The sequence below is a fragment of the Janthinobacterium silvisoli genome (genome assembly GCF_014200725.1).
Classification (GTDB): Bacteria; Pseudomonadota; Gammaproteobacteria; order Burkholderiales; family Burkholderiaceae_D; genus Janthinobacterium.
In genome coordinates this window covers 235,959-254,772 of record NZ_JACHCL010000001.1, presented here as the reverse complement: position 1 = coordinate 254,772, position 18,814 = coordinate 235,959, and the positions used below count along the sequence as shown (strand labels likewise).

Sequence of the window (18,814 nt, the reverse complement as noted above, 5' to 3'; positions counted from 1 at the left end):
GGCAATCACATGAGTAATTACAGCAAAGTGCAATTCATTTCCTGGGAAGTTCATACCGGTCCTTTTGTGATCCCTGGCGCTGCCAAGGGCAATCCCGATGTGGCTTTGTATAGCGGCCTGCTTGATCCGGCGCCGGACAAGCGTACGGATGCGCTGGGCCAGTGCTGGGATATCGACGCGCGCCTGGCATTTACGGCCGACGCCATCAGCAAGGCGGAACTGTCCAGCGACCGCAGTCCCGGCACGCTCAAGGTCTTTATGGCGCCCGAGTTTTTGTACCGTGGGGCCGGCGGCGCCTATCTGCACGACCTGATCGACGGCTGGGCAAGCAAGGCGCCGGCGGAATTCAATCTGCCTGCGCCGTACAGCGGCCCATGGCCTGGGCTCTTCGGTGGTTTGCGTGCACTGGTGCGCGATGCGAAATATGAGGATTGGATATTTGTCTTTGGCACGGCAGTGAGCGCGTCATTCCCATCGGCAAAACAGGGCAACGGTAAATTCGTCATCGATACCAGCAAGCCTGGTGAAATTTACAATAGCGCGCTGATACAGCGCGGCGGCCTGCTGCATGGTGGTGACAACTATGTCTCGCGCAAGCATTACATATCGGGTATCGATTTCTTGAACTGGAATGCATCCGTGAAACAGCATGTGGCGGGCACGGTGCTGCCACTGGACCCAAGCACCGTGCTGCCAGCCGATGTGCTGGGTGTTCCTGAAGGTGGCGCTGTTTTCCGTATTCCGGGTATCAACGACAGCAAGACGAAACCTATCGATTTCGGTATTGAAATCTGCCTGGACCATATAGCTAGCGGCAGTAGCGCCAACGCCTACGGGCGCCTGCGTACGGCTGGCCAGTTCGTCAGGATACAACTGGTGCCATCGGGCGGCATGCGATTGAAGCCGGAGTCCATCTGCCTGCAGCCGGCCGGCGTGCCGACGCCCCGTTCCTATGCCTTTAATTGTGACGGATTGGGCAATATCGACGGCAGCCCAGGCAGCCATACGCAGCTGTGGAATGGCACCAATGGCGCTATCGTGCTACCTGCCAACCGCCTGGTAGACGCCAATGGCGGCGTGGCGTTGGTTGATACCCGGTTGTCAGCCGTCATCACCCAGGTGAGACAGGCGCAGGTCCTGGTGTCGGCAGATATGTTGTGGAATAGCGGCGGTAGCGTGAAGGGCGCTGGCCAGGTGCGTCTTCTGGCCGCGCGCGACCTGTAGGGAAGGGCTGCGCCGCCATGAGGGCGGCGCAGCAGTAGTGCAGGTCAATTACTTATGCAGCAGCGAACGCTTGCGCGCATAGCCGAAGTAGATCACCAGGCCGATCAGCAGCCAGACGCTGAAGGCGATCCAGGTGACCAGACTCAGGTAGCTCATCAGCATGACGCAGAACAGCACGGCCAGGATGGGAATCACTGGCACGCCAGGGCAGCGGAAGGCGCGTGGCAGGTCGGGGCGTTTCTTGCGCAGCACCAGCACGGCGATGGCGACCAGGGTGAAGGCGGCGAGGGTGCCGATGTTGATCAGTTCTGCAAGGATGTTGAGCGGGATCACGGCGGCGATCAGGCCGAACACGATGCCCACCATCCAGGTGGCGAAGAATGGCGTGCGAAAGCGCGGGTGCACGGTCGACAGGCGCTGTGGCAGCAAGCCGTCGCGCGACATGGCGAAGATGATGCGGGTCTGGCCGAAAGCCATTACCAGGATCACGGTGGTCATGCCCAGGATGGCGCCCAGGTCGACGAAGCGGGCGATCCAGTTTTCACCGGCATATTGCAGCGCCAAGGAGACAGGATGGTCGACGCCGAGGAATTTTTGGTAAGGCACGATGCCGGTCATGATGGCCGACACGATCACATACAGCACGGCGCACACGGCCAGCGAGCCGATAATGCCGATCGGCAAGTCGCGCGACGGCTTTTTGACTTCTTCGGCGGCCGAGGTGACGGCGTCGAAACCGATGAAGGCAAAGAACACCAGCGCCGCGGCGCTCAGCATGCCGTGGTAGCCGAACGGCATGTAAGGCTGCCAGTTGGCGGGCTGCACATGGCGCGCGCCGAAGATGATGAACAGCAGTACCACGCCGATCTTGATCGCCACCATGATGTTGTTCAGACGGGCCGATTCGCGCACGCCCCAGCCCAGCATGGCCGTCAGGGCCAGCATGATGCACAGTGCCGGCAGGTTGATCCAGGTCGTCACGCCGGGTAGCGCGCCAGGCGCGGCCGTCAGCTCGACCGGCAGGATGATGCCGATGCTGGCCAGCAACGACTGGAAGTAGCCGGACCAGCCTACACAGACGGCGGCCGCCGCCAGGCCGTATTCGAGCAGCAAGTCCCAGCCTATCATCCAGGCGGCCAGTTCGCCCATGGTGGCATAGGTGTAGGTATAGATGGAGCCGGCCACCGGCACGGTGGAAGCGAATTCCGCATAGCACAGCGCTGCAAAGCAGCAGGCTACGGCAGCCACCACAAACGACAGCGACAGCGCGGGGCCGGCCGTCAGCGCGCCAGTGCCCGTCAGCACGAAAATACCCGTGCCGACGATCGCGCCTATGCCCATCAAGACCAGGTCAAACGGCCCCAGTACTTTCGCCAGCCCACCCGGTTTCTTGCTGTGGGCAATCATGTCATCCAAATTCTTGGTTCTAAATAAGCTCACTGTCTCTCCTGATTCCTGCTGCTGTTGTAGTTTTATGCGTCTTCGATCCTGCCTTGTGGGCTGTGCGGCGCTGCCTGATTCTAGCCCAGGCCGCCGTCATTCTAGAAGTAAATCTGTGGCTGGCGCGATACGGTATGTCACGTAGCGTGGTGTCAAACATGAAAAGTGTCATGAATCACCACGATTTTGACGTAGCAAGCTCATGCTTTTGGATTCCCTGCCGTAATAGCTGACAAGGGAACAGAATGCCTGCTTGCCGGGTATTTGTTGTTAAAAAATTAAAGTGGCACATATCTTATTCATGAAAAATTACCTTATTGGAAAGGCAGGGCGATGACCTCGATCTCCGCACTCTCCAGCTGGAATGCCACGCCCACGCTGGGCACGGCTTCCAGCGCGAACCGGACGGACGCCTCATCGGCTTCCTCATCCCCGGCTGCCTCGCCATCGACCATCGTAGCGCTCAGCAAGGATGCTGACGGCCCTGTGATGGTGCCGTCGCCACCGTCGTGGGAACGTGCACCGGGTGACGCCGTCAGCCTGGTACTGTCGAAAAACATGAGTGCGTATGGCAGCGCGGGACGTTTCAGTGGCCTGGGCGCTGCGCTGATGAGCCAGTTTCAGGCGGGGGTGACGAATTATTCGCAATCGGCGCAGCAATCGCCGCCGCGCGTGCAGGGCGCCACGTATGCTGGAATCACGGCGATTCCAGCAGGCGGCTTGCATGGCAATGGCGAAGACCAGATGACCCTCAGCATCACGACCAGGAGCGGCGTGGAAGTCAAACTGTCGCTCGATAGCCAGGGCGATGGCCTGGCGGTGCAGATGACGAGCAGTGGTGAGCTCAGCGATGAAGAATCGCGCGCGCTGGCGGGCTTGTCGGACGCCTTCCAGAAAGCCATCGACGGCATGACGCAGAGCACGCCCAAGCTCAACCTGAGCGGTTTGATGCAGTATGACCAGACCGTGCTGTCTTCCGTGAACCTGCACGCCCAGGTCAAGCTGCGGGGCGGCCAGGAAGGCGTCCAGACGCTCGATTTCCAGGCGGATGCCACGCAAAGAAAGGTCAGCTTCAGTGGTGCGGCCGGTAATGTGGACGTGAAAGTGGATCCCAGCAAGGCAGTGGCGTTGGGCGGCAAGAGCCAGCAAGCCAAGGCCATGGCCAGCTATATGAAGCAGTTTGACCAGGCGGCCACGCGCGGCCATGGCGACGCCAATCTGATGGGCATGTTCAAGGATGCCTTCAGCGCATTGCACAGTAATACCAGCGCGCCGCAGACCGATTCCGCATCCGCATCGTCGGAGAGCAAATGGCGGCTGTCGCCCGGCGACAAGTCCATCCTGACGGGGCTGGCGGACTTCAGCGCCTCGGTATCGCAAACGGTGGCCTACAGCAATCCGATGCGCTCTGCGGAAAAGGACACTTTTAATTATGAGGTGGCACAAAACACCAGCTTGTCCGGCAACCAGGACAACCGCTCGATCCGCCAGGAGCAGACCTCGAAGCTGAGCGCCAGCTACCACCAGTCGCTGGTGCCGAATGTGCCGTTGAACCTGACCACCGATTCGGCATCGCAGAACTACACCTTTCACCAGATCGAGGATACGGCCAGCAGCGTGGCGCAGGTAGGCTACAAGGATGGCAAGCTGGTGCGGGCCAGCCTGGACCAGACGTCCAGCCAGTCGGCGCAGGTACTGAAGTATTTCCTGGGCAAGCTGGAGTCGGACAAGACCACGCCCGGTGGCGGCCACGTGCAGCGCGACCTGATGCCGATACTGGGACCGTACAGGACCGGTGAAGTGGGCCTGAACGACGAGCAGAAAGAGCAGCGGCGCCAGCAGGCATTACTGAGCCTGGGCGACGATGTGCTGTTGCAGTCTTATCCTGGACAAGTGATCACCATGTAAAAAAACGGCCCGGCTTCTGGCGAAGACGGGCCGTTTTGTATGTGCGTCAGCTTGGCATCAGTTCACGCGCTTGCTCTGCTTGATCCAGTAACCGAGGCCCAGCGCCGCCAGCCACACGGGGATCAGATAGACGGAAATGCGCAGGCCCGGCGTCAGATACATGATCACCAGGATGCCGGCCAAAAAGGCCAGGCACAGGTAGTTGGTGAACGGGTAGCCCAGGCTCTGGAACGCGGTGCTCTTGCCTTCGCGTTTTTTCTGCGCGCGGAAGCGCAGATGGATCCAGCTGATCATGGCCCAGTTGATGATCAGGGCCGATACCACCAGTCCCATCAGCACTTCAAACGCTTCACCGGGCATCAGATAATTGACCACCACGCAGGCGCCCGTCGCCAGCGCCGACACCCCCAGCGCCACCAGCGGCACGCCGCGGCGGTTCACTTTCAGCAGCGCGCGCGGCGCATTGCCTTGCTTGGCGAGGCCGAACAGCATGCGCGTGTTGCAGTACACGCCGCTGTTGTAGACGGACAGCGCGGCCGTCAGCACCACCACGTTCAGGGCGGTGGCCACCAGGTTGCTGTCGAGCGCATGGAAGATCAGCACAAAGGGACTGCCGCCCGTGACCACGTTTTGCCATGGATACAGCGACAGCAGGATGCCCAGCGCGCCGATGTAAAAGATCAGGATGCGGTAGATGGCCTGGTTGGTGGCGCGCGGAATCGAGGTGCTGGGGTCATCGGCTTCGGCGGCTGTGATGCCCACCAGTTCCAGGCCGCCAAACGAAAACATGATCACGGCCATGGCCATCACCAGGCCTTGCCAGCCATTCGGAAAAAAGCCGCCGTGCTGCCACAGATTGGCGACGCTTGCCTGTGGGCCGGCGTCGCCCGAGGCCAGCAGCCAGGCGCCGAAGATGATCATGCCGATAATGGCCACCACTTTGATAATGGCGAACCAGAATTCCATCTCGCCAAACGCTTTCACGTTCAGCAGGCTGATGGCGTTGATGAAGCCAAAGAAGGCCAGCGCCGAGACCCAGGTCGGCACGTCCGGCCACCAGTACTGCACGTAGATGCCGACGGCCGTCAGTTCGGCCATGCTGACCAGGACATACAGCACCCAGTAATTCCAGCCAGAGAGAAATCCTGGCAAGTGGCCGCAGTATTTGTCGGCAAAGTAGCTGAAGGAACCGGCCACCGGTTCATCGACCACCATCTCGCCCAGCTGGCGCATGATCAGAAAGGCGATCACGCCGGCGATGCCATAGCCGAGCAGCACGGAAGGGCCGGCCATCTTGATGGTTTGCGCGATGCCGAGAAAAAGGCCGGTGCCGATGGCGCCGCCCAGCGCGATGAGCTGGATATGGCGGCTTTTTAATCCCCGCTTGAGCTCATTGTGTTCAGTAATCCCGGCTGCCGTCATATAGTTTTGTCCTGATTCGCGGTGGTAAGGCCAGTGATTCTAATGCAAGAGCGTGGAAAGCAGCAGGGAAATGCATGTTGCACTGCGGTGTGTTGTATCCATTCCTACTCCCTGTATGATTTGCCTGCAGGGCGCGCTTAGGCGCTTACTTCTGGAATCAAGGAGAACTCGATGAATGCAGCACAGCGCAGCCATGTGCAAGGGATAGGCCTGGGCTTTTTGGCTGGCTATGTCGACACCCTGGGTTTCGTGGCCCTGTTTGGCCTGTTCACAGCCCATGTGACGGGCAACTTCGTGCTGATCGGCGCCATCCTGGCCAAGGATGCCCATGGCTCGATTGCCTTGAAACTGCTGGCTTTCCCCGCTTTTATACTGGGTGTGGCGGCCGCGCGCCTGCTGACGGTGGCGGCGGAACGGCGCGGCGGTGGCGCCTTGCGCCTGGCGCTGCTGATGGAATGGGTGCTGCTGGCCGGCTGCATGGTATGTGGCATGCAGGCTGGCCCTTTGACCGAGATGACGCAAGCCGATGCGCTGGCGATGGCGGCCGGCCTGTTCGGCGCGACGGCCATGGGTGCGCACAGCGCGATCAGCCGCTTGCAATTATCACATCTGGCGCCGACATCCATGATGACGGGGAATGTGACGCAACTGGTGATCGACACGGTCGACGTGCTGCGCGGCGCGGGCGATGCCACCACGCGCGCGCGCTGCGTCAAGTGCCTGTGGCCCTTGCTGGGTTTTGCGGCAGGGGCCGGTATCGCTGCCTTTGCCTACCTGGCGTTGGGTTTTGCCGCGCTGGCCGTCCCGCTGGTCATCTTGGCCGTACTGATTGCCATGGAGCCGGCGCGCAGCAACGCTACAGCTGTTTAGACTTGCTGTTGCAGCAGTTCCTGCAGCACCGTTTCCAGCCCGATCTGGCCCTTGACGGTGCTGTGCTCAAAGCAGATCCAGCCTTCGTTAAAACCGTCGACCATGCGCATGCGCGGGGTGGGATTGAGCATGCTCTGGGCGTGCAGGCGCGCTTCCCAGCTGTCGCGCGGCACGGCTCTTGCCGTCACCTCGCGGCCTATCAATCGGCCCAGGGTGGCGGCGATATCGTCTGGCGACACGGTCTGCGGGCCTTCCAGTTCGACCACGCGCTTGCCTTGCCATGTCTGCTGCAGCAGGCTTGCTGCCGTGGTGCCCACGTCACGCGTGGCGACCATGGGAATGCGGCGCGAGGTTGGCTGCAGCATGCTGTCGATGCGGCCTTCGCTGCGCGCGCCAGGAATATCCCAGACGCTGTTTTCCATGAACCAGCCGGCGCGCAAAAAGGTGACAGGCATGGGCAGCTCGCCCAGCGTCTTTTCCATATTGCTTAATTGCGTCAGCAGGTTGCGCTCGGTAGCCTGGGCGCCCACGGTGGACAGGACCACCACGCGCTGGGGCCGGGCGGCGCGCAGGGCCGTATCGAGGGCGGTGATGACGGCGCGCGATTCGGCAAAGTCGGGCGATGGATCGAAGGTGGGCGGCAGCAGCACGAATACGGCTTGTGCACCTGTAAACGCCTGCGTCAGCGCCTGTGCATTGTCCATGCCGGCGATGGCGATCTCGCAGCCGGCTGCCTTCCATGGTGCGGCCTTGGCCGCATCGCGCAGCACGGCGCGTACGGGCAAACCTGCGGCCAGCAAGCTGCGGGCGACGGTGCCGCCGACTTTTCCGGTGATTCCTGTAATGGCGTACATGATTGTTTTCCTTTGCTAGACGTTGTGAATGTGCAGCCATTGTGCGGCAGGCCTGGTCATTTCGCGATAACATGGATGGCATTAGATTCATAACAGAAGCGCACTAATAGGAGATGCTGATGCGGGGCTTTGATGAACGCCTGTTGAATGGCATGGGCGTGTTTGTGGCGATCGTCGATGCAGGCAGCCTGGCTGCCGCTGGCGATCAGCTGGGCATGTCGCCGCCTGGCGTGAGCCGCGCACTTGCCCGGCTGGAGGGCAAGCTGGGCATACGGCTGTTCGACCGCACCACCCGCAAGATCTCGCTGACGGACGAGGGCCGGCGCTTTCACGCCCAGGTCACGCCCTTGATCGCGGGGCTGGAAGAGGCGGCAGCCACCGCCTCGGGCAGCGCCACGGCCGTACGCGGACGCCTGCGCGTGAATGTCGACCCCTTCTTTTCGCGCCTGGTGCTGGGGCCGCAGCTGGAAGCCTTCATGGCGGCCCACCCGCAATTGCAGCTGGAACTGATCACGCGCGACCAGCTGGGCGACATGGTGGGCGATGGCATCGATCTGGCGCTGCGCTTTGGCCCGCCCCGGGAATCGAGCCTGGTAGCCCGCAAGCTGCTGGAAACGCGGGTGCTGACGGTGGCGTCCCCGGCCTATCTGCAGCGCAAAGGGCGGCCGTTTTCACCGCAGGAACTGGCCAGTGGCGGCCATGAATTGATCGATTTCCGCGATCCGGTAACGGGCCGGCCGTTTCCCTGGGAATTTCACCGCAAGCGCAAACGCATCACCATCGATACGCCGGGGCGCTTGCTGCTGAACGATGCGGGCACCTTGCTCAGCGCCTGCCTGGCCGGTTATGGCGTGGCGCAGATCATGCTGCTGGGCAGCGAAGCGCTGCTGGAAGAGGGCAAGCTGGTCGAACTGTTTGCCGACTGGCCCGACGAGCATTTTCCGCTGTATGCGCTGCATCCGTCGCGCCACCATCCGCCGGCCAAGACGCGCGCCTTCCTCGATTTTGTCATGGCGCTGCTGGCGCCTTGAGTGTGCCGGCGACAATCGCCGGCTCGTACACGGCCAGGAATTCCGGCGGCATGCGGCGCGCGCGGCCGCTGCTCAGTTCGATGCACACCAGTTCCCAGCGTCCACGCACGACTGTCGAGCCGTCGCTGTTGCGTATCAGCTGGAAGCGCCGCTCCATGGTCAGCTTGCCATCGCTGGCGCTCAGCCAGGTGGCCAGGGTCAGGGTCTCGCCGGCACGCGTGGGCAGCAGGTAGTCGTATTCACCGCGGCGTATCGCCATGGCGCGGTCCAAGCGGCGGTAATCATCGAGATCCAGTCCCAGCGCCGCCGAGTGGTGCCAACCGATATGCTCGCACCAGCGCACATAGACGGCGTTGTTCGTGTGCTGCAAGCCGTCGATATCGTCTGGCTGCGGCGTCACACACAGGGTGTACGGGTGCGGATAGTCCCAGTTCAAGCTTGCCCCTGTGCCGCCAGTTGCGCCTGCAGTGCGGCGACGATCAGCGCATGGTCGTCTGCCTGGGCAAGTCCCGATACGCTGACCGTGCCTACCAGGCCCACGCCGCGTATCAGCAGGGGAAATGCGCCGCCGTGGCCCGCAAATTCCACGTCATCCAGGTATTTCACGTCTTCGAACGCGGCGCCCCGGTTTTTATAATAAATGCCCATGTAATAGGAGCTGCGGCAGTAGCGGTTGACGGTATTGTTCTTGCGGCGTATCCAGTCGGCCTGGTCCGGCGTGGTGCCCGGCATGGCGTAGTGGAAAAGCACCTGGCTATTCCTCGTGATATTGACGACGACAGCCTTGCCGCGCCGGCGCACTTCCTCGACGATCCACAAGCCCACGGCCAGCGCCGTGTCGTTGTCGAAGTGGGTAAATTGCAGGGTCTCTTCCTGCTGCGCCAGGGTGGCCAGTAAATCCGCGTAGTTATCCATTGCCATTATCTGAAGTGGTCGGTAAAAGCGATACTGTAGCCTAAAGCGGCGGCCCTGCCCACGCTACAATGGCGCTTATGAATTTCTGCCTGTTCGACGATGACGATCTGCCGCCCAGCGGGCCGCAGCCTTTGGTGCCCGGCGCCACGGGCGCCACCCTGCTGCGCGGCTTTGCGCTGCCGCAGATTAGCAGCCTGCTGGCGGCCATCGATGATGTGTTAAAGGCTGCGCCGCTGCGCCATATGGCCACGCCTGGCGGCTTGCGCATGTCGGTCGCCATGAGCAATTGCGGGCCCTTGGGCTGGGTCACGGATAGCCGCGGCTACCGCTATGCGCGGCAAGACCCGGCCAGCGGTTTGCCGTGGCCGGCCATGCCCGCTGTTTTCCAGGAACTGGCCAGGGAAGCGGCGCAGGCTGCCGGTTTTCCCGGCTTCGTGCCCGACGCCTGCCTGATCAACCGCTACGCACCAGGCGCGCGCATGGCGCTGCACCAGGACAAGGATGAAAGCGATTTTGCCGCGCCCATCGTTTCCGTCTCCCTGGGCTTGCCGGCCACCTTTCTGTTCGGCGGCGCGGCCCGTGCCGACAAGGCGGCCCGCATCGCGCTATTCCATGGCGACGTGGTGGTGTGGGGCGGGGCCGACCGTTTGCGCTACCACGGCGTGGCGCCGCTGAAGGACGGTCAGCATGCGCTGCTGGGCGCGCAGCGCATCAATCTGACGTTCCGCAAGGCGCGTTGAGCTTGTGCAACGTTACTTGACGCGATCCTTCGCAACAATTAATATCCGTCCGGTCGGAAATAAATTGGAGCAATAATGGGACGCAAGCGCGTGATTGATCAGGAACAGATACTCGATGCCGCCGAAGTGGTGGTGGCGCGCGATGGTGCGGCGCGGCTGACCTTGGACGCAGTAGCGGTGCAGGCTGGCATCAGCAAGGCCAGCGTGCTGTATGACTATAAATCCAAGCAGGCGCTGATCGCCGCCGTGGTCGACCGGGCCGTGGCCCGCGACAACGCCTTCAACCAGGCAGCTACGGCCAGCCTGGGCGCGGTGGACAGTGCGGCCATACGCGGACGCATTGCCGCTGCGGCCTTGCCCATGCCCGAACAATTCAAGCCGGTCGCCATGAATCTGTGCGCTGCCATGGCCCAGGATGCGCAGTTGCGCGCCACCTTGCAAGCCAACCAGCAAGCGATGATTGCGCAAATCCTGGCCAGCTCGGCCCAGCCGCGTGGCGCCTTGCTGGCTTATCTGGCGCTGGAGGGACTGAAGCTGCTCGAAGCGCTCGATTACCACAGCTGGCCGCAGGAAGAGCGCAGCCGCATCCTGCGCGAGATTGGCTGGCTGGTCGATATGGAGCCAGCATGACACACGCTGATTTCAACAGGGAAGAGTTGCGCCTGTTCCTGACGGGCGGCAGCGGTTATCTGGGCCGCAACCTGATCCGCCATTTCGTGGCGCAGGGCGCTACCGTGGTGGCACTGGTGCGCAGCGAGCGCGCCGCCACCGTAGTCAGTGCCCTGGGCGCCGTGCCGTTTGCGGGCGATTTGCTTGACCCGCTGGACGAGGGCATGGCAGGTTGCCAGGCGTTGATCCACGCCGCCGCCGACACGAATCACGGTTATGCCACGGCGGCCCAGCGGCGCACCAATCTCGATGGCACACGCCATGTATTTGCTTCGGCCCGCGCGGCCGGCATCGCCAGGGCAGTGTTTATCAGCAGCGAATCGGTGCTGCTCGATGGCGGTCCGCTGGTGAATGCACGCGAAGACATGCCGTTTCCCGACCATCCTGCCGGCGCCTATACACGCACCAAGGGCGAGGCTGAACGCATCGCCCTGGCGCTGGCAGCACCGGGTTTTAGCGTGGTTGCCGCGCGTCCCCGTTTCCTGTGGGGGCGCGACGACACCACGGCGTTGCCGCAACTGACGGCGGCCGCCGCAGCCGGCAAGATGGCCTGGCTCGATGGCGGGCGCTATCTGACCTCGACCACGCATATCGTCAACGCCTGCACCGGCATTGCGCTGGCCCTGGAACGTGGCCGCAGCGGTGAAGCGTATTTTTTCAGCGATGGTGAACCGACAGAATTCCGCCGCTTCATCACGGCATTGCTGGCCACGCAGGGTATCGTGGCGCCTGAGAAAAGCGTGCCGCGCTGGCTGGTGCACGCGATTGCCAGCATGGGCGATATGCTGGCTACGCTCAGCGGCGGGCGTTTCACGCCACCGGTGACGCGCCAGCAGTTGGCCACCATGTCGGTCGAAGTCACGCTCGACATCAGCAAGGCGCGCACCCATCTGGGTTACCAGCCCGTCATGCCGCGCAGTGTAGGGCTGGCCGAACTGGTCGCGCCAGGCTGAGGCCAGCTATTTAGAACGCCATTTTCGCCGACAGCAGTGCGTTGACGGGTGCGCCGAAGTGGTTGTTGTCCTGCGTGCTGCCGATGGCCTGGTAGTAGTATTTGTCGAACACATTGTAGACATTGAGCTGGAACGACAGACGGGGACTGGCCTGGTACGACGCCATCAGGTCGAGCACCGTGTAGCCGCCCTGGCGCACCGTGACGTCGCCCACGGGATAGCGCATATCGCTGCGCGTGCGCAGGGAGCCGCCTAGTTTCCACTGCTGGAAGGCGCCCGGCAGACGGTAGCTGGTCGACAGTTTCAGCAGATGGCGTGGCGTGAGCATGTCGTAGCGCGTACCAGCCTTGCCGGCGTCCGAATCGTGCAGATAGATGGCGGTGTTGTAGGTATAGCCGGCCATCACTTGCCAGTCTGGCGCCAGCGCGCCAGCCAGTTCGAATTCCGCGCCCCGGCTGCGCACTTCGCCCGTTTGCAGATAGCAGGCGGCGACCTCTGGCCGGCATTGCGACTGCGGCAGTTGCAATGGCAGGTTTTTCTGATTGATCTGGAATAGCGCCGTGCTGGCCGTCAGGGCGCCGCCAAAGTATTCGCCCTTGATGCCGGCTTCTGCATTTGTGCCTGTCAGTGGATCGAGCAGGGCGCCGCCCGCATCCTGGTAATTCTGCGGCTGGAACACGCCCGACCAGCTGGCGTAGGCGGAGTGGGCGCCATCGATGGCGTACACCAGGCCCGCGTACGGCGTTACCTTGTGCCTGACTTCATAGGCGCTATGATCATGCCATTCACCGGCCGTCAGGTGCATGCTGTAGTCGTAGCTGTCGATGCGCGCCCCCAGCATGGCCGTCAAAGGATCGCTGACGCTGAAGCGGGCCGTCGCGTAGGCGCTGCTCTGCTTTTGTGCGCCCTTGCGTGACCAGACATAGTCCATGACCGGTTTTGGCACTGTCGACGAATTCCAGGTCAGGGGATCAACGATGACGTTGTAATCGCTGGGCCAGCCGCCGGGGCCATCGTTGTCGCGGTTACGGCGGTAGCTGGCGCCTGCCAGCAGTTCGTGCGTGCGCCCGAATAGCTGGAAAGGGCCGCTGGCGTAGGCGTCCAGACTCACTTGTGTTTTCTTGTAGGCGTAGGCGCCTGCGCCCTGGCCGAAAAGTTCAGAGTCTTCCAGCGGGTACAGATAAGTACCCAGCATGTCCATCTTCGTTTGCAGTGCACGTGCTGTCAGCCGCGTACTCCAGCCGCCGCCCAGCTGGTGCTCCAGTTCCGCAAATACGCTGCTGTTCTGCTTGTTCCAGTAGGCCCAGTCAGGCGTCATGCGGGCCGAGCGCGCAAACGGATAAAAGCTGCCGTCGCGCCGCGTCGGCAAACCGTTCCAGTCTGCGCCGGGATTGTCTTCACGGCTGTAATAACCGCCCACGCTGAGCAGGGTGCCCGGCGCCAGGTCGATATCGAGCGTGCCGTAAGCGAGCTTGCGCTCGTGGCGATAGGCTTTCTTGAAGGTGTCGGCATCCTGCACGGCCAGCACGGTGCGCCCGCGTACGCTGCCCGAGGGATTCAGGGGGCCACCGGCATCGAGTTCGCCCCGGTAGTTATTCCAGCTGCCCGCGCTGACGTTCATCAGCACTTGCGGCTGCGTGGTGGGGTGCTTGCGCACCAGGTTGATGGTGCCAGAAGGGTTGCCGGTACCCGTCATGATGCCGGAAGCGCCGCGCAGGATTTCCACCCGGTCGTACATGGCCATGCTGGCCAGGCCCATGGTGTCCTGGTCGAAGGCGATGGGCACGCCATCGGCCATGAAGTTGTTTACTTCAAAGCCGCGCGCGAAAAATTGCGTGCGTTCGCCGCCGCCGATCTGGCGCGTGCTCATGCCCGTCGCATCGAGCGCCACGTCGTCGAGCGACTGGAAGCCGCGGTCGTCGATTTGCTGGCGCGTCACCACGCTGACAGATTGCGGCGTCTCGCGCGCGGACAGCACAAACTTGCTGGCCGTGCTCATGCTGCGCGTGGTATAGGAGCCGCTGCCTTCGGTGACCGTGCCATTGTCGGCGCTGGCCGTGACGGCGATGCCGGGCAGGGTTTGCGTGCCATCGGGCAGGGCGGCTACGCCGATCTTGCGCAGCGCATAGGCGCCGTTACCGGATTCGATGGCGGCATAGCCGCTACCGGCCAGCAGTTGCGCAAAGCCCGCCTGTATCGTGTAGCTGCCGCGCAGGCCCGCGCTGCGCAAACCTGCCAGCTGGGCGGGGTCAAACGACAGAGGCACGCCGGCGCTGGCTGCATAGTCGGCCAGGGTGTCGCCCAGTTTTCCTGCGGCGATGGCATAGCTTTGCGCCGAGGCAGGGGCGGCGGCTGGTGGGGTGGCGTGGACGGGAGCGCCGGCCAGCATGGCCAGCATGCTGGCAATAGCCAACGGCATGGTGCGGACTTGTTGGTGCAATGACATGGGATTCCTTTACGGTATAGGGGATGACAGCGCGTGCTGCCTGTGCGCTGTCATCCTGTACACCGGACGAGCATGGAAAAAGTGTCACTGCGGCGGCGATTATTTTTAAAGGGCGCGCCCGATGGTGATCCAGTACGGTCCTACGCTACTCGTTTGCACGGGCAAGGTCTGGCGCAGCAGGACCAGGCTGCGCGCGAAATCGTGTACGGGAAAGGCGCCCGACACGCGCAGGCTGGCGATGGCCGGATCGCAGCGCACGATACCGTACCGGTAGCGCCCCAGTTCCGCCAGCAAGGTATCGAGGCGCATGTTTTTTGCCACCAGCATGCCCTTGTCCCACAAGGCCAGGCTGGCGCCCAGCGGCCGCGGCGAGGCGATGGCGTCCTGTGTGAATTCCAGTTCCTCGCCCGCCTGCGCTGTGTACATGCCACCGGCGTGGGCTGGCGCGATGGCCACTGCGCCATCGAATACGCTGAGCCTGGAAGCGGCGTCCAGCAGGCGCACGGCAAAACGCGAATCGAGGGTGCGCATGGCGCCGTGCTGCGTGGTGACGTCCAGCGATTGACGGCCGGTGCTGACCAGGATGGACCCTGCCAGCAGGTGTACCTGGCGCGTCGTCCCGGCAAGACGCAGCTTGACGGCGCTGGCGGTATCGAGCACCAGCCGCGTGCCGTCTGCCAGGTCCAGCGTGCTCTGTTCACCCGTCGCGGTGCGCAAATCAGCTGTCCATAGCGGCGCCTGGCGCCAGGCCAGCCAGCCTGCTGGCGCCGCGGCCAGCATCAGCCCCAGTACGCGCAGCGCCTGACGGCGCCGTGGAGCGTCCAGGCGCGACAGGGTGCGGCGCGTGGTCTCGGCCGGCAGACTGGCAAAGTCGCCCAGCACGGCTTCGGCGCGCTGCCAGGCGGCTGCGTGCTGGGGACTGGCAGTGCGCCAGCGCTCGAAGTCGGCCCGCGCTTGCGCACTTGCCTCTCCGGACTGCAGGCACACCAGCCAGTCGGCCGCTTCGGCCAGCACCGCCATCGATGGCGCTGTGCTCATGCCGCCGCCAGACAGGCCAGGAAACCCTTGCGCATATGGCGCTTGATGGTGGCCAGCGACAGTTGCTGGCGTTCGGCGATCTGCTGGTAAGTCAGTTCGTCGAGCTGCGCCATCAGGAAAATTTCACACGTCTGCTCCGGCAGGGAGCACAGCATGGCGTCGATGCGGACCAGCGTTTCCAGCACCATCAGCCGCGTTTCCGGCGAGGGGGCCAGCGCCTCGGGCAGCAGGGCTATGGTATCGAGGTAGGCCCGTTCCACTTCTTGCCGGCGCCAGTGGTCGACCAGCAAGCCCTTGGCGATATGCGTCAGAAAGGCGCGCGGCTGTTCGCCGAGCGCTGCGCTGCGCCGCGACTGCAGCAAGCGCACATAGGTGTCGTGCGCCAGGTCCGCCGCCTGGCTGGCATCGCCAAGCTTGCGGCGCAGCCAGCCCTGCAGCCAGCCGTGATGGTCGCTATACAGGGTGGCGATGGACTGGGGTGAAGGCGCTGCAGCGGACATGGATCAGGACTATATAAATGAGAATTATTCTCAATTATAGTGAAATGCTTACCGGCATGGCAAGGCTGCTGTGAAGCTTGTGGCCGTATCACCACGCGGGCGGGATGGCAAATCGCAGTCGGGAAGTGCGTTTTTATCCGGGCTGGCAGCACGGATGCTGCGGATGCGAATCCGATCGTTGTGCTATTACGGTGCCCAGAACGGTAGTCTAAAAACAAGTATCCAGCCGTGTGCCGCGATTCGTGAATTGGTGAAAAAATGCAATTGACTAGTTGGCAGCAGTTCTCGCCAGTCCGGCGCCACGCGCGCCGCCGAACTCTTATCGCGAAGGAGCATCATGACTACTACCTCCCGGCCGGGACCGTTGTTGCTCATTACCGGCGTTGTTTTCATCCTGTTGGGACTGGCGCTAGCCGGTGGCGGGGCCTGGCTCGTTTATCTCGGCGGTTCCTGGTATTACGTACTGGCCGGCGTAGGCTTGCTGATCGCGGGCGCGCTGGTGCTCAAGGGCAGTCGCAGCGCGCAGGCTTTCCTGGCCTTCCTGCTGTTTGCCACCCTGGTGTGGTCCGTGGTCGAAGTCAAGTTCGACTGGTGGCAATTGTTGCCGCGCCTCGATATCTGGTTCGCCGCCGCCATCTGGCTGTTGCTGCCCTTCGTCGACCGGCGCCTGGGCACGCCGGACCCCAGTTATACGAAAAAGCGCGAAGCGGGCAAGACCGCCTTGCTGGCCGCCGTCGGCGCAACCCTGGCAGTGGGCATATTTTCCCTGTTCCAGGATTACTACACCTTGCACGGCAACGTGCCCGATGAAAACATGGCCGCCGCGCCGCAAGGCGATTTTGCACCGGGCGTGGCGCATAACGACTGGGCAGCGTATGGCCGTTCCGGCTATGGCGACCGTTATTCGCCGGCCAGCCAGATCACACCAGCCAATGCGTCGCAGCTGAAACAGGCCTGGGTGTATCACACGGGCGACTTCAAGGGCCCGAACGACCCTGGCGAAATCGCCAATGAAGTCACGCCGCTGAAGGTCAACGGCTTGCTCTACCTGTGCACGCCGCACAATATCGTCATTGCGCTGGACCCGGACTCGGGCAAGGAAGTGTGGCGCCACGATCCGAAGATCAACCGCGATGCAAAAAGCTACCAGCACATGATTTGCCGTGGCGTGGCATATTGGGACGTCAACGCGGGCCGCGCCAAGAATGATCCGGCGCCCGAAGCGGCAACGATGGAATGCCCGCGCCGCATTCTGGCGCCCACCATGGATGCCACGCTGATCGCCGTCAATGCCGATACGGGCGAGTCGTGCAAGAGCTTTGGCGAAAATGGCGTGATTGGCTTGTACCACGGCATGGGCATGAAGAAGCGGGGCTTCTTGATGCCGACCTCGCCGCCGGCCGTGTCGCAAAAGATGGTGGTGATGGCCGCCAGCGTGACGGACAACGATTCTACCGACGAGCCATCGGGCGTGATCCGTGGCTACGACCCCGTCACCGGCAAGCTGGTGTGGAACTGGGACGCTTCCAATCCCGATGACACCGAACCGATTGCCGATGGCAAGACCTATACCAATAACTCGCCCAATTCCTGGGGCGTGTCGAGCATCGATGAAAAGCTGGGCATGGTGTACGTGCCGATGGGCAATGAAACGCCCGATACCTGGGGTGGCAACCGCAATCCGCACGGCGAGAAATACAATAGCGCCATCGTCGCGCTGGACCTGGCGACCGGCAAGGTGCGCTGGGTGTATCAGACCGTGCACCACGATATCTGGGACATGGATATCGGCGGCCAGCCGACCCTGGTCGATATCGACACGCCGAAAGGCAAGGTGCCTTCCGTGGTGGCCACCACCAAGCGCGGTGATATCTATGTGATCGACCGCCGCGATGGCAGCCTGGTAGTGCCGGCGCCGGAAAAACCGGTGCCCAATACCAATCCATCCGCCGGCGACCGGCTGTCGCCCACCCAGCCATTTTCCGAGCTGACCTTCTTGCCTGAAAAACACATCAGCGAGACGGATATGTGGGGCACCACGCCTTTCGACCAGCTGGCTTGCCGCATCACCTTCCGCTCGCATCGTTATGAAGGTCCGTTCACGCCGCAGACGGCGGCTAGCGGCAAGATCAAGGGCGCCATCATTTCGCCGGGCCCGCTGGGCATCTTCGAGTGGGGCGGGGCGACCGTCGATCCGGTGCGCCAGCTCTTGATCGTGAACCCTGACTATATGGGTTTCCTGGAGCGGCTGGTGCCGCGCGACCAGGCGGACGTGAAGGGCGGTTCCGGCACGGAAATGGGCTTGCAGCCGCAAACGGGGACGCCGTTTGCCGTGGAAATCAAGCCTTTCCTGTCGCCGCTGGGTTTCCCTTGCCAGGCGCCGCCATGGGGTTATGTGGCTGCCGTCGATTTGCGCACCATGAAAAAAATATGGATGCACAAGAACGGCACCACCATGGATAGCGCTCCCGTGCCGATTCCGTTGCCGCTGGGCGTGCCCAGCCTGGGCGGCATGAGCACCACCGGCGGCGGCGTGGCCTTCCTCAGCAGCACGCTCGACTATTACATCCGTGGCTACGATGTGCGCAACGGCAAGGTCGTCTGGAAAGCCCGCTTGCCAGCTGGCGGCCAAGCCACGCCGATGAGCTATATCTCCGACAAGACAGGCCGCCAGTACGTGGTCGTGATGGCAGGCGGCCACGGCTCGCTGGGTACCAAGATGGGTGATAGCCTGATCGCGTATGCACTGCCTGACGAAGCGGTGAAGGGCAAGTAGCTCCATTTGCTCCCAGCCAAGCTGCGGC

The 18,814-nt window shown here is 62.7% G+C and carries 16 protein-coding genes; 8 read left to right on the top strand and 8 right to left on the bottom strand.

Features of this window, described 5'->3' with window-relative positions:
* The first annotated feature begins 9 nt into the window (after positions 1-9).
* Positions 10-1,224 (top strand): hypothetical protein, encoded by a 1,215-nt coding sequence (locus HDE75_RS01040; protein WP_183679170.1) that lies wholly within the window; start codon positions 10-12, stop codon positions 1,222-1,224.
* 48 nt (positions 1,225-1,272) lie between these two features.
* Here HDE75_RS01040 and HDE75_RS01035 read toward each other — a convergent pair whose 3' ends face one another.
* A complete protein-coding gene (locus HDE75_RS01035) occupies positions 1,273-2,664 on the bottom strand; it encodes an amino acid permease (protein ID WP_300759076.1) in 1,392 nt (463 codons plus the stop codon).
* A 333-nt stretch (positions 2,665-2,997) separates the two neighbouring features.
* On the opposite strand from HDE75_RS01035, the gene HDE75_RS01030 reads away from it, so the two are divergent.
* On the top strand, positions 2,998-4,572 hold the full coding sequence (locus HDE75_RS01030) for a hypothetical protein (protein WP_183679168.1): 1,575 nt from the start codon (positions 2,998-3,000) through the stop codon (positions 4,570-4,572).
* 57 nt (positions 4,573-4,629) lie between these two features.
* Here HDE75_RS01030 and HDE75_RS01025 read toward each other — a convergent pair whose 3' ends face one another.
* Complete coding sequence (locus tag HDE75_RS01025) at positions 4,630-5,994, bottom strand: amino acid permease (protein ID WP_183679166.1); 1,365 nt, start codon at positions 5,992-5,994, stop codon at positions 4,630-4,632.
* Between the two features lie 171 nt (positions 5,995-6,165).
* Here HDE75_RS01025 and HDE75_RS01020 point away from each other — a divergent pair, with 171 nt between their 5' ends.
* On the top strand, positions 6,166-6,864 hold the full coding sequence (locus HDE75_RS01020; protein ID WP_183679164.1) for a YoaK family protein: 699 nt from the start codon (positions 6,166-6,168) through the stop codon (positions 6,862-6,864).
* Here the strand turns inward: HDE75_RS01020 and HDE75_RS01015 are convergent.
* Positions 6,861-7,718 (bottom strand): NmrA family NAD(P)-binding protein, encoded by an 858-nt coding sequence (locus HDE75_RS01015; RefSeq protein WP_183679162.1) that lies wholly within the window; start codon positions 7,716-7,718, stop codon positions 6,861-6,863. The two genes, HDE75_RS01020 and HDE75_RS01015, sit on opposite strands and share 4 nt — an antisense overlap.
* 119 nt (positions 7,719-7,837) lie before the next feature.
* Between HDE75_RS01015 and HDE75_RS01010 the strand changes: the two genes are divergently transcribed.
* Complete coding sequence (locus HDE75_RS01010; RefSeq protein WP_183679160.1) at positions 7,838-8,749, top strand: LysR family transcriptional regulator; 912 nt, start codon at positions 7,838-7,840, stop codon at positions 8,747-8,749.
* Here HDE75_RS01010 and HDE75_RS01005 read toward each other — a convergent pair.
* Positions 8,727-9,185: an acyl-CoA thioesterase gene (locus tag HDE75_RS01005; RefSeq protein WP_183679158.1), complete on the bottom strand. Its 459-nt coding sequence runs from the start codon at positions 9,183-9,185 to the stop codon at positions 8,727-8,729. The genes HDE75_RS01010 and HDE75_RS01005 overlap by 23 nt on opposite strands.
* The gene (locus tag HDE75_RS01000) at positions 9,182-9,664 is read right to left on the bottom strand and encodes a heme-degrading domain-containing protein (protein WP_183679156.1); all 483 of its coding nucleotides are present in this window, start codon (positions 9,662-9,664) and stop codon (positions 9,182-9,184) included. The genes HDE75_RS01005 and HDE75_RS01000 overlap by 4 nt, the downstream gene beginning before the upstream one ends.
* A gap of 77 nt (positions 9,665-9,741) precedes the next feature.
* Between HDE75_RS01000 and alkB the strand changes: the two genes are divergently transcribed.
* The 3 genes from alkB to HDE75_RS00985 all read left to right on the top strand — a co-directional run bounded on the left by alkB (position 9,742) and on the right by HDE75_RS00985 (position 12,026).
* A complete protein-coding gene (alkB, locus tag HDE75_RS00995) occupies positions 9,742-10,404 on the top strand; it encodes a DNA oxidative demethylase AlkB (protein WP_183679154.1) in 663 nt (220 codons plus the stop codon).
* A 75-nt stretch (positions 10,405-10,479) separates the two neighbouring features.
* Positions 10,480-11,034 (top strand): TetR/AcrR family transcriptional regulator, encoded by a 555-nt coding sequence (locus HDE75_RS00990; RefSeq protein WP_183679152.1) that lies wholly within the window; start codon positions 10,480-10,482, stop codon positions 11,032-11,034.
* Positions 11,031-12,026, top strand: a complete 996-nt coding sequence (locus HDE75_RS00985; protein ID WP_183679150.1) for an NAD-dependent epimerase/dehydratase family protein — start codon at positions 11,031-11,033, stop codon at positions 12,024-12,026. Before HDE75_RS00990 ends, HDE75_RS00985 begins: the two co-directional genes overlap by 4 nt.
* Positions 12,027-12,036: 10 nt before the next feature.
* Here the strand turns inward: HDE75_RS00985 and HDE75_RS00980 are convergent, their stop codons facing one another.
* The 3 genes from HDE75_RS00980 to HDE75_RS00970 all read right to left on the bottom strand — a co-directional run bounded on the left by HDE75_RS00980 (position 12,037) and on the right by HDE75_RS00970 (position 16,010).
* Positions 12,037-14,472 (bottom strand): TonB-dependent siderophore receptor, encoded by a 2,436-nt coding sequence (locus HDE75_RS00980; protein WP_260174202.1) that lies wholly within the window; start codon positions 14,470-14,472, stop codon positions 12,037-12,039.
* Positions 14,473-14,577: 105 nt separating this feature from the next.
* A complete protein-coding gene (locus HDE75_RS00975; protein ID WP_183679148.1) occupies positions 14,578-15,510 on the bottom strand; it encodes a FecR domain-containing protein in 933 nt (310 codons plus the stop codon).
* Positions 15,507-16,010 carry a sigma-70 family RNA polymerase sigma factor gene (locus HDE75_RS00970; RefSeq protein WP_183679146.1) on the bottom strand — a complete coding sequence of 168 codons (504 nt, stop codon included), beginning with the start codon at positions 16,008-16,010 and terminating at the stop codon, positions 15,507-15,509. The genes HDE75_RS00975 and HDE75_RS00970 overlap by 4 nt, the downstream gene beginning before the upstream one ends.
* A 337-nt stretch (positions 16,011-16,347) precedes the next feature.
* Here HDE75_RS00970 and HDE75_RS00965 point away from each other — a divergent pair, with 337 nt between their 5' ends.
* Positions 16,348-18,786 carry a membrane-bound PQQ-dependent dehydrogenase, glucose/quinate/shikimate family gene (locus HDE75_RS00965; RefSeq protein WP_183679144.1) on the top strand — a complete coding sequence of 813 codons (2,439 nt, stop codon included), beginning with the start codon at positions 16,348-16,350 and terminating at the stop codon, positions 18,784-18,786.
* Positions 18,787-18,814: the final 28 nt, after the last annotated feature.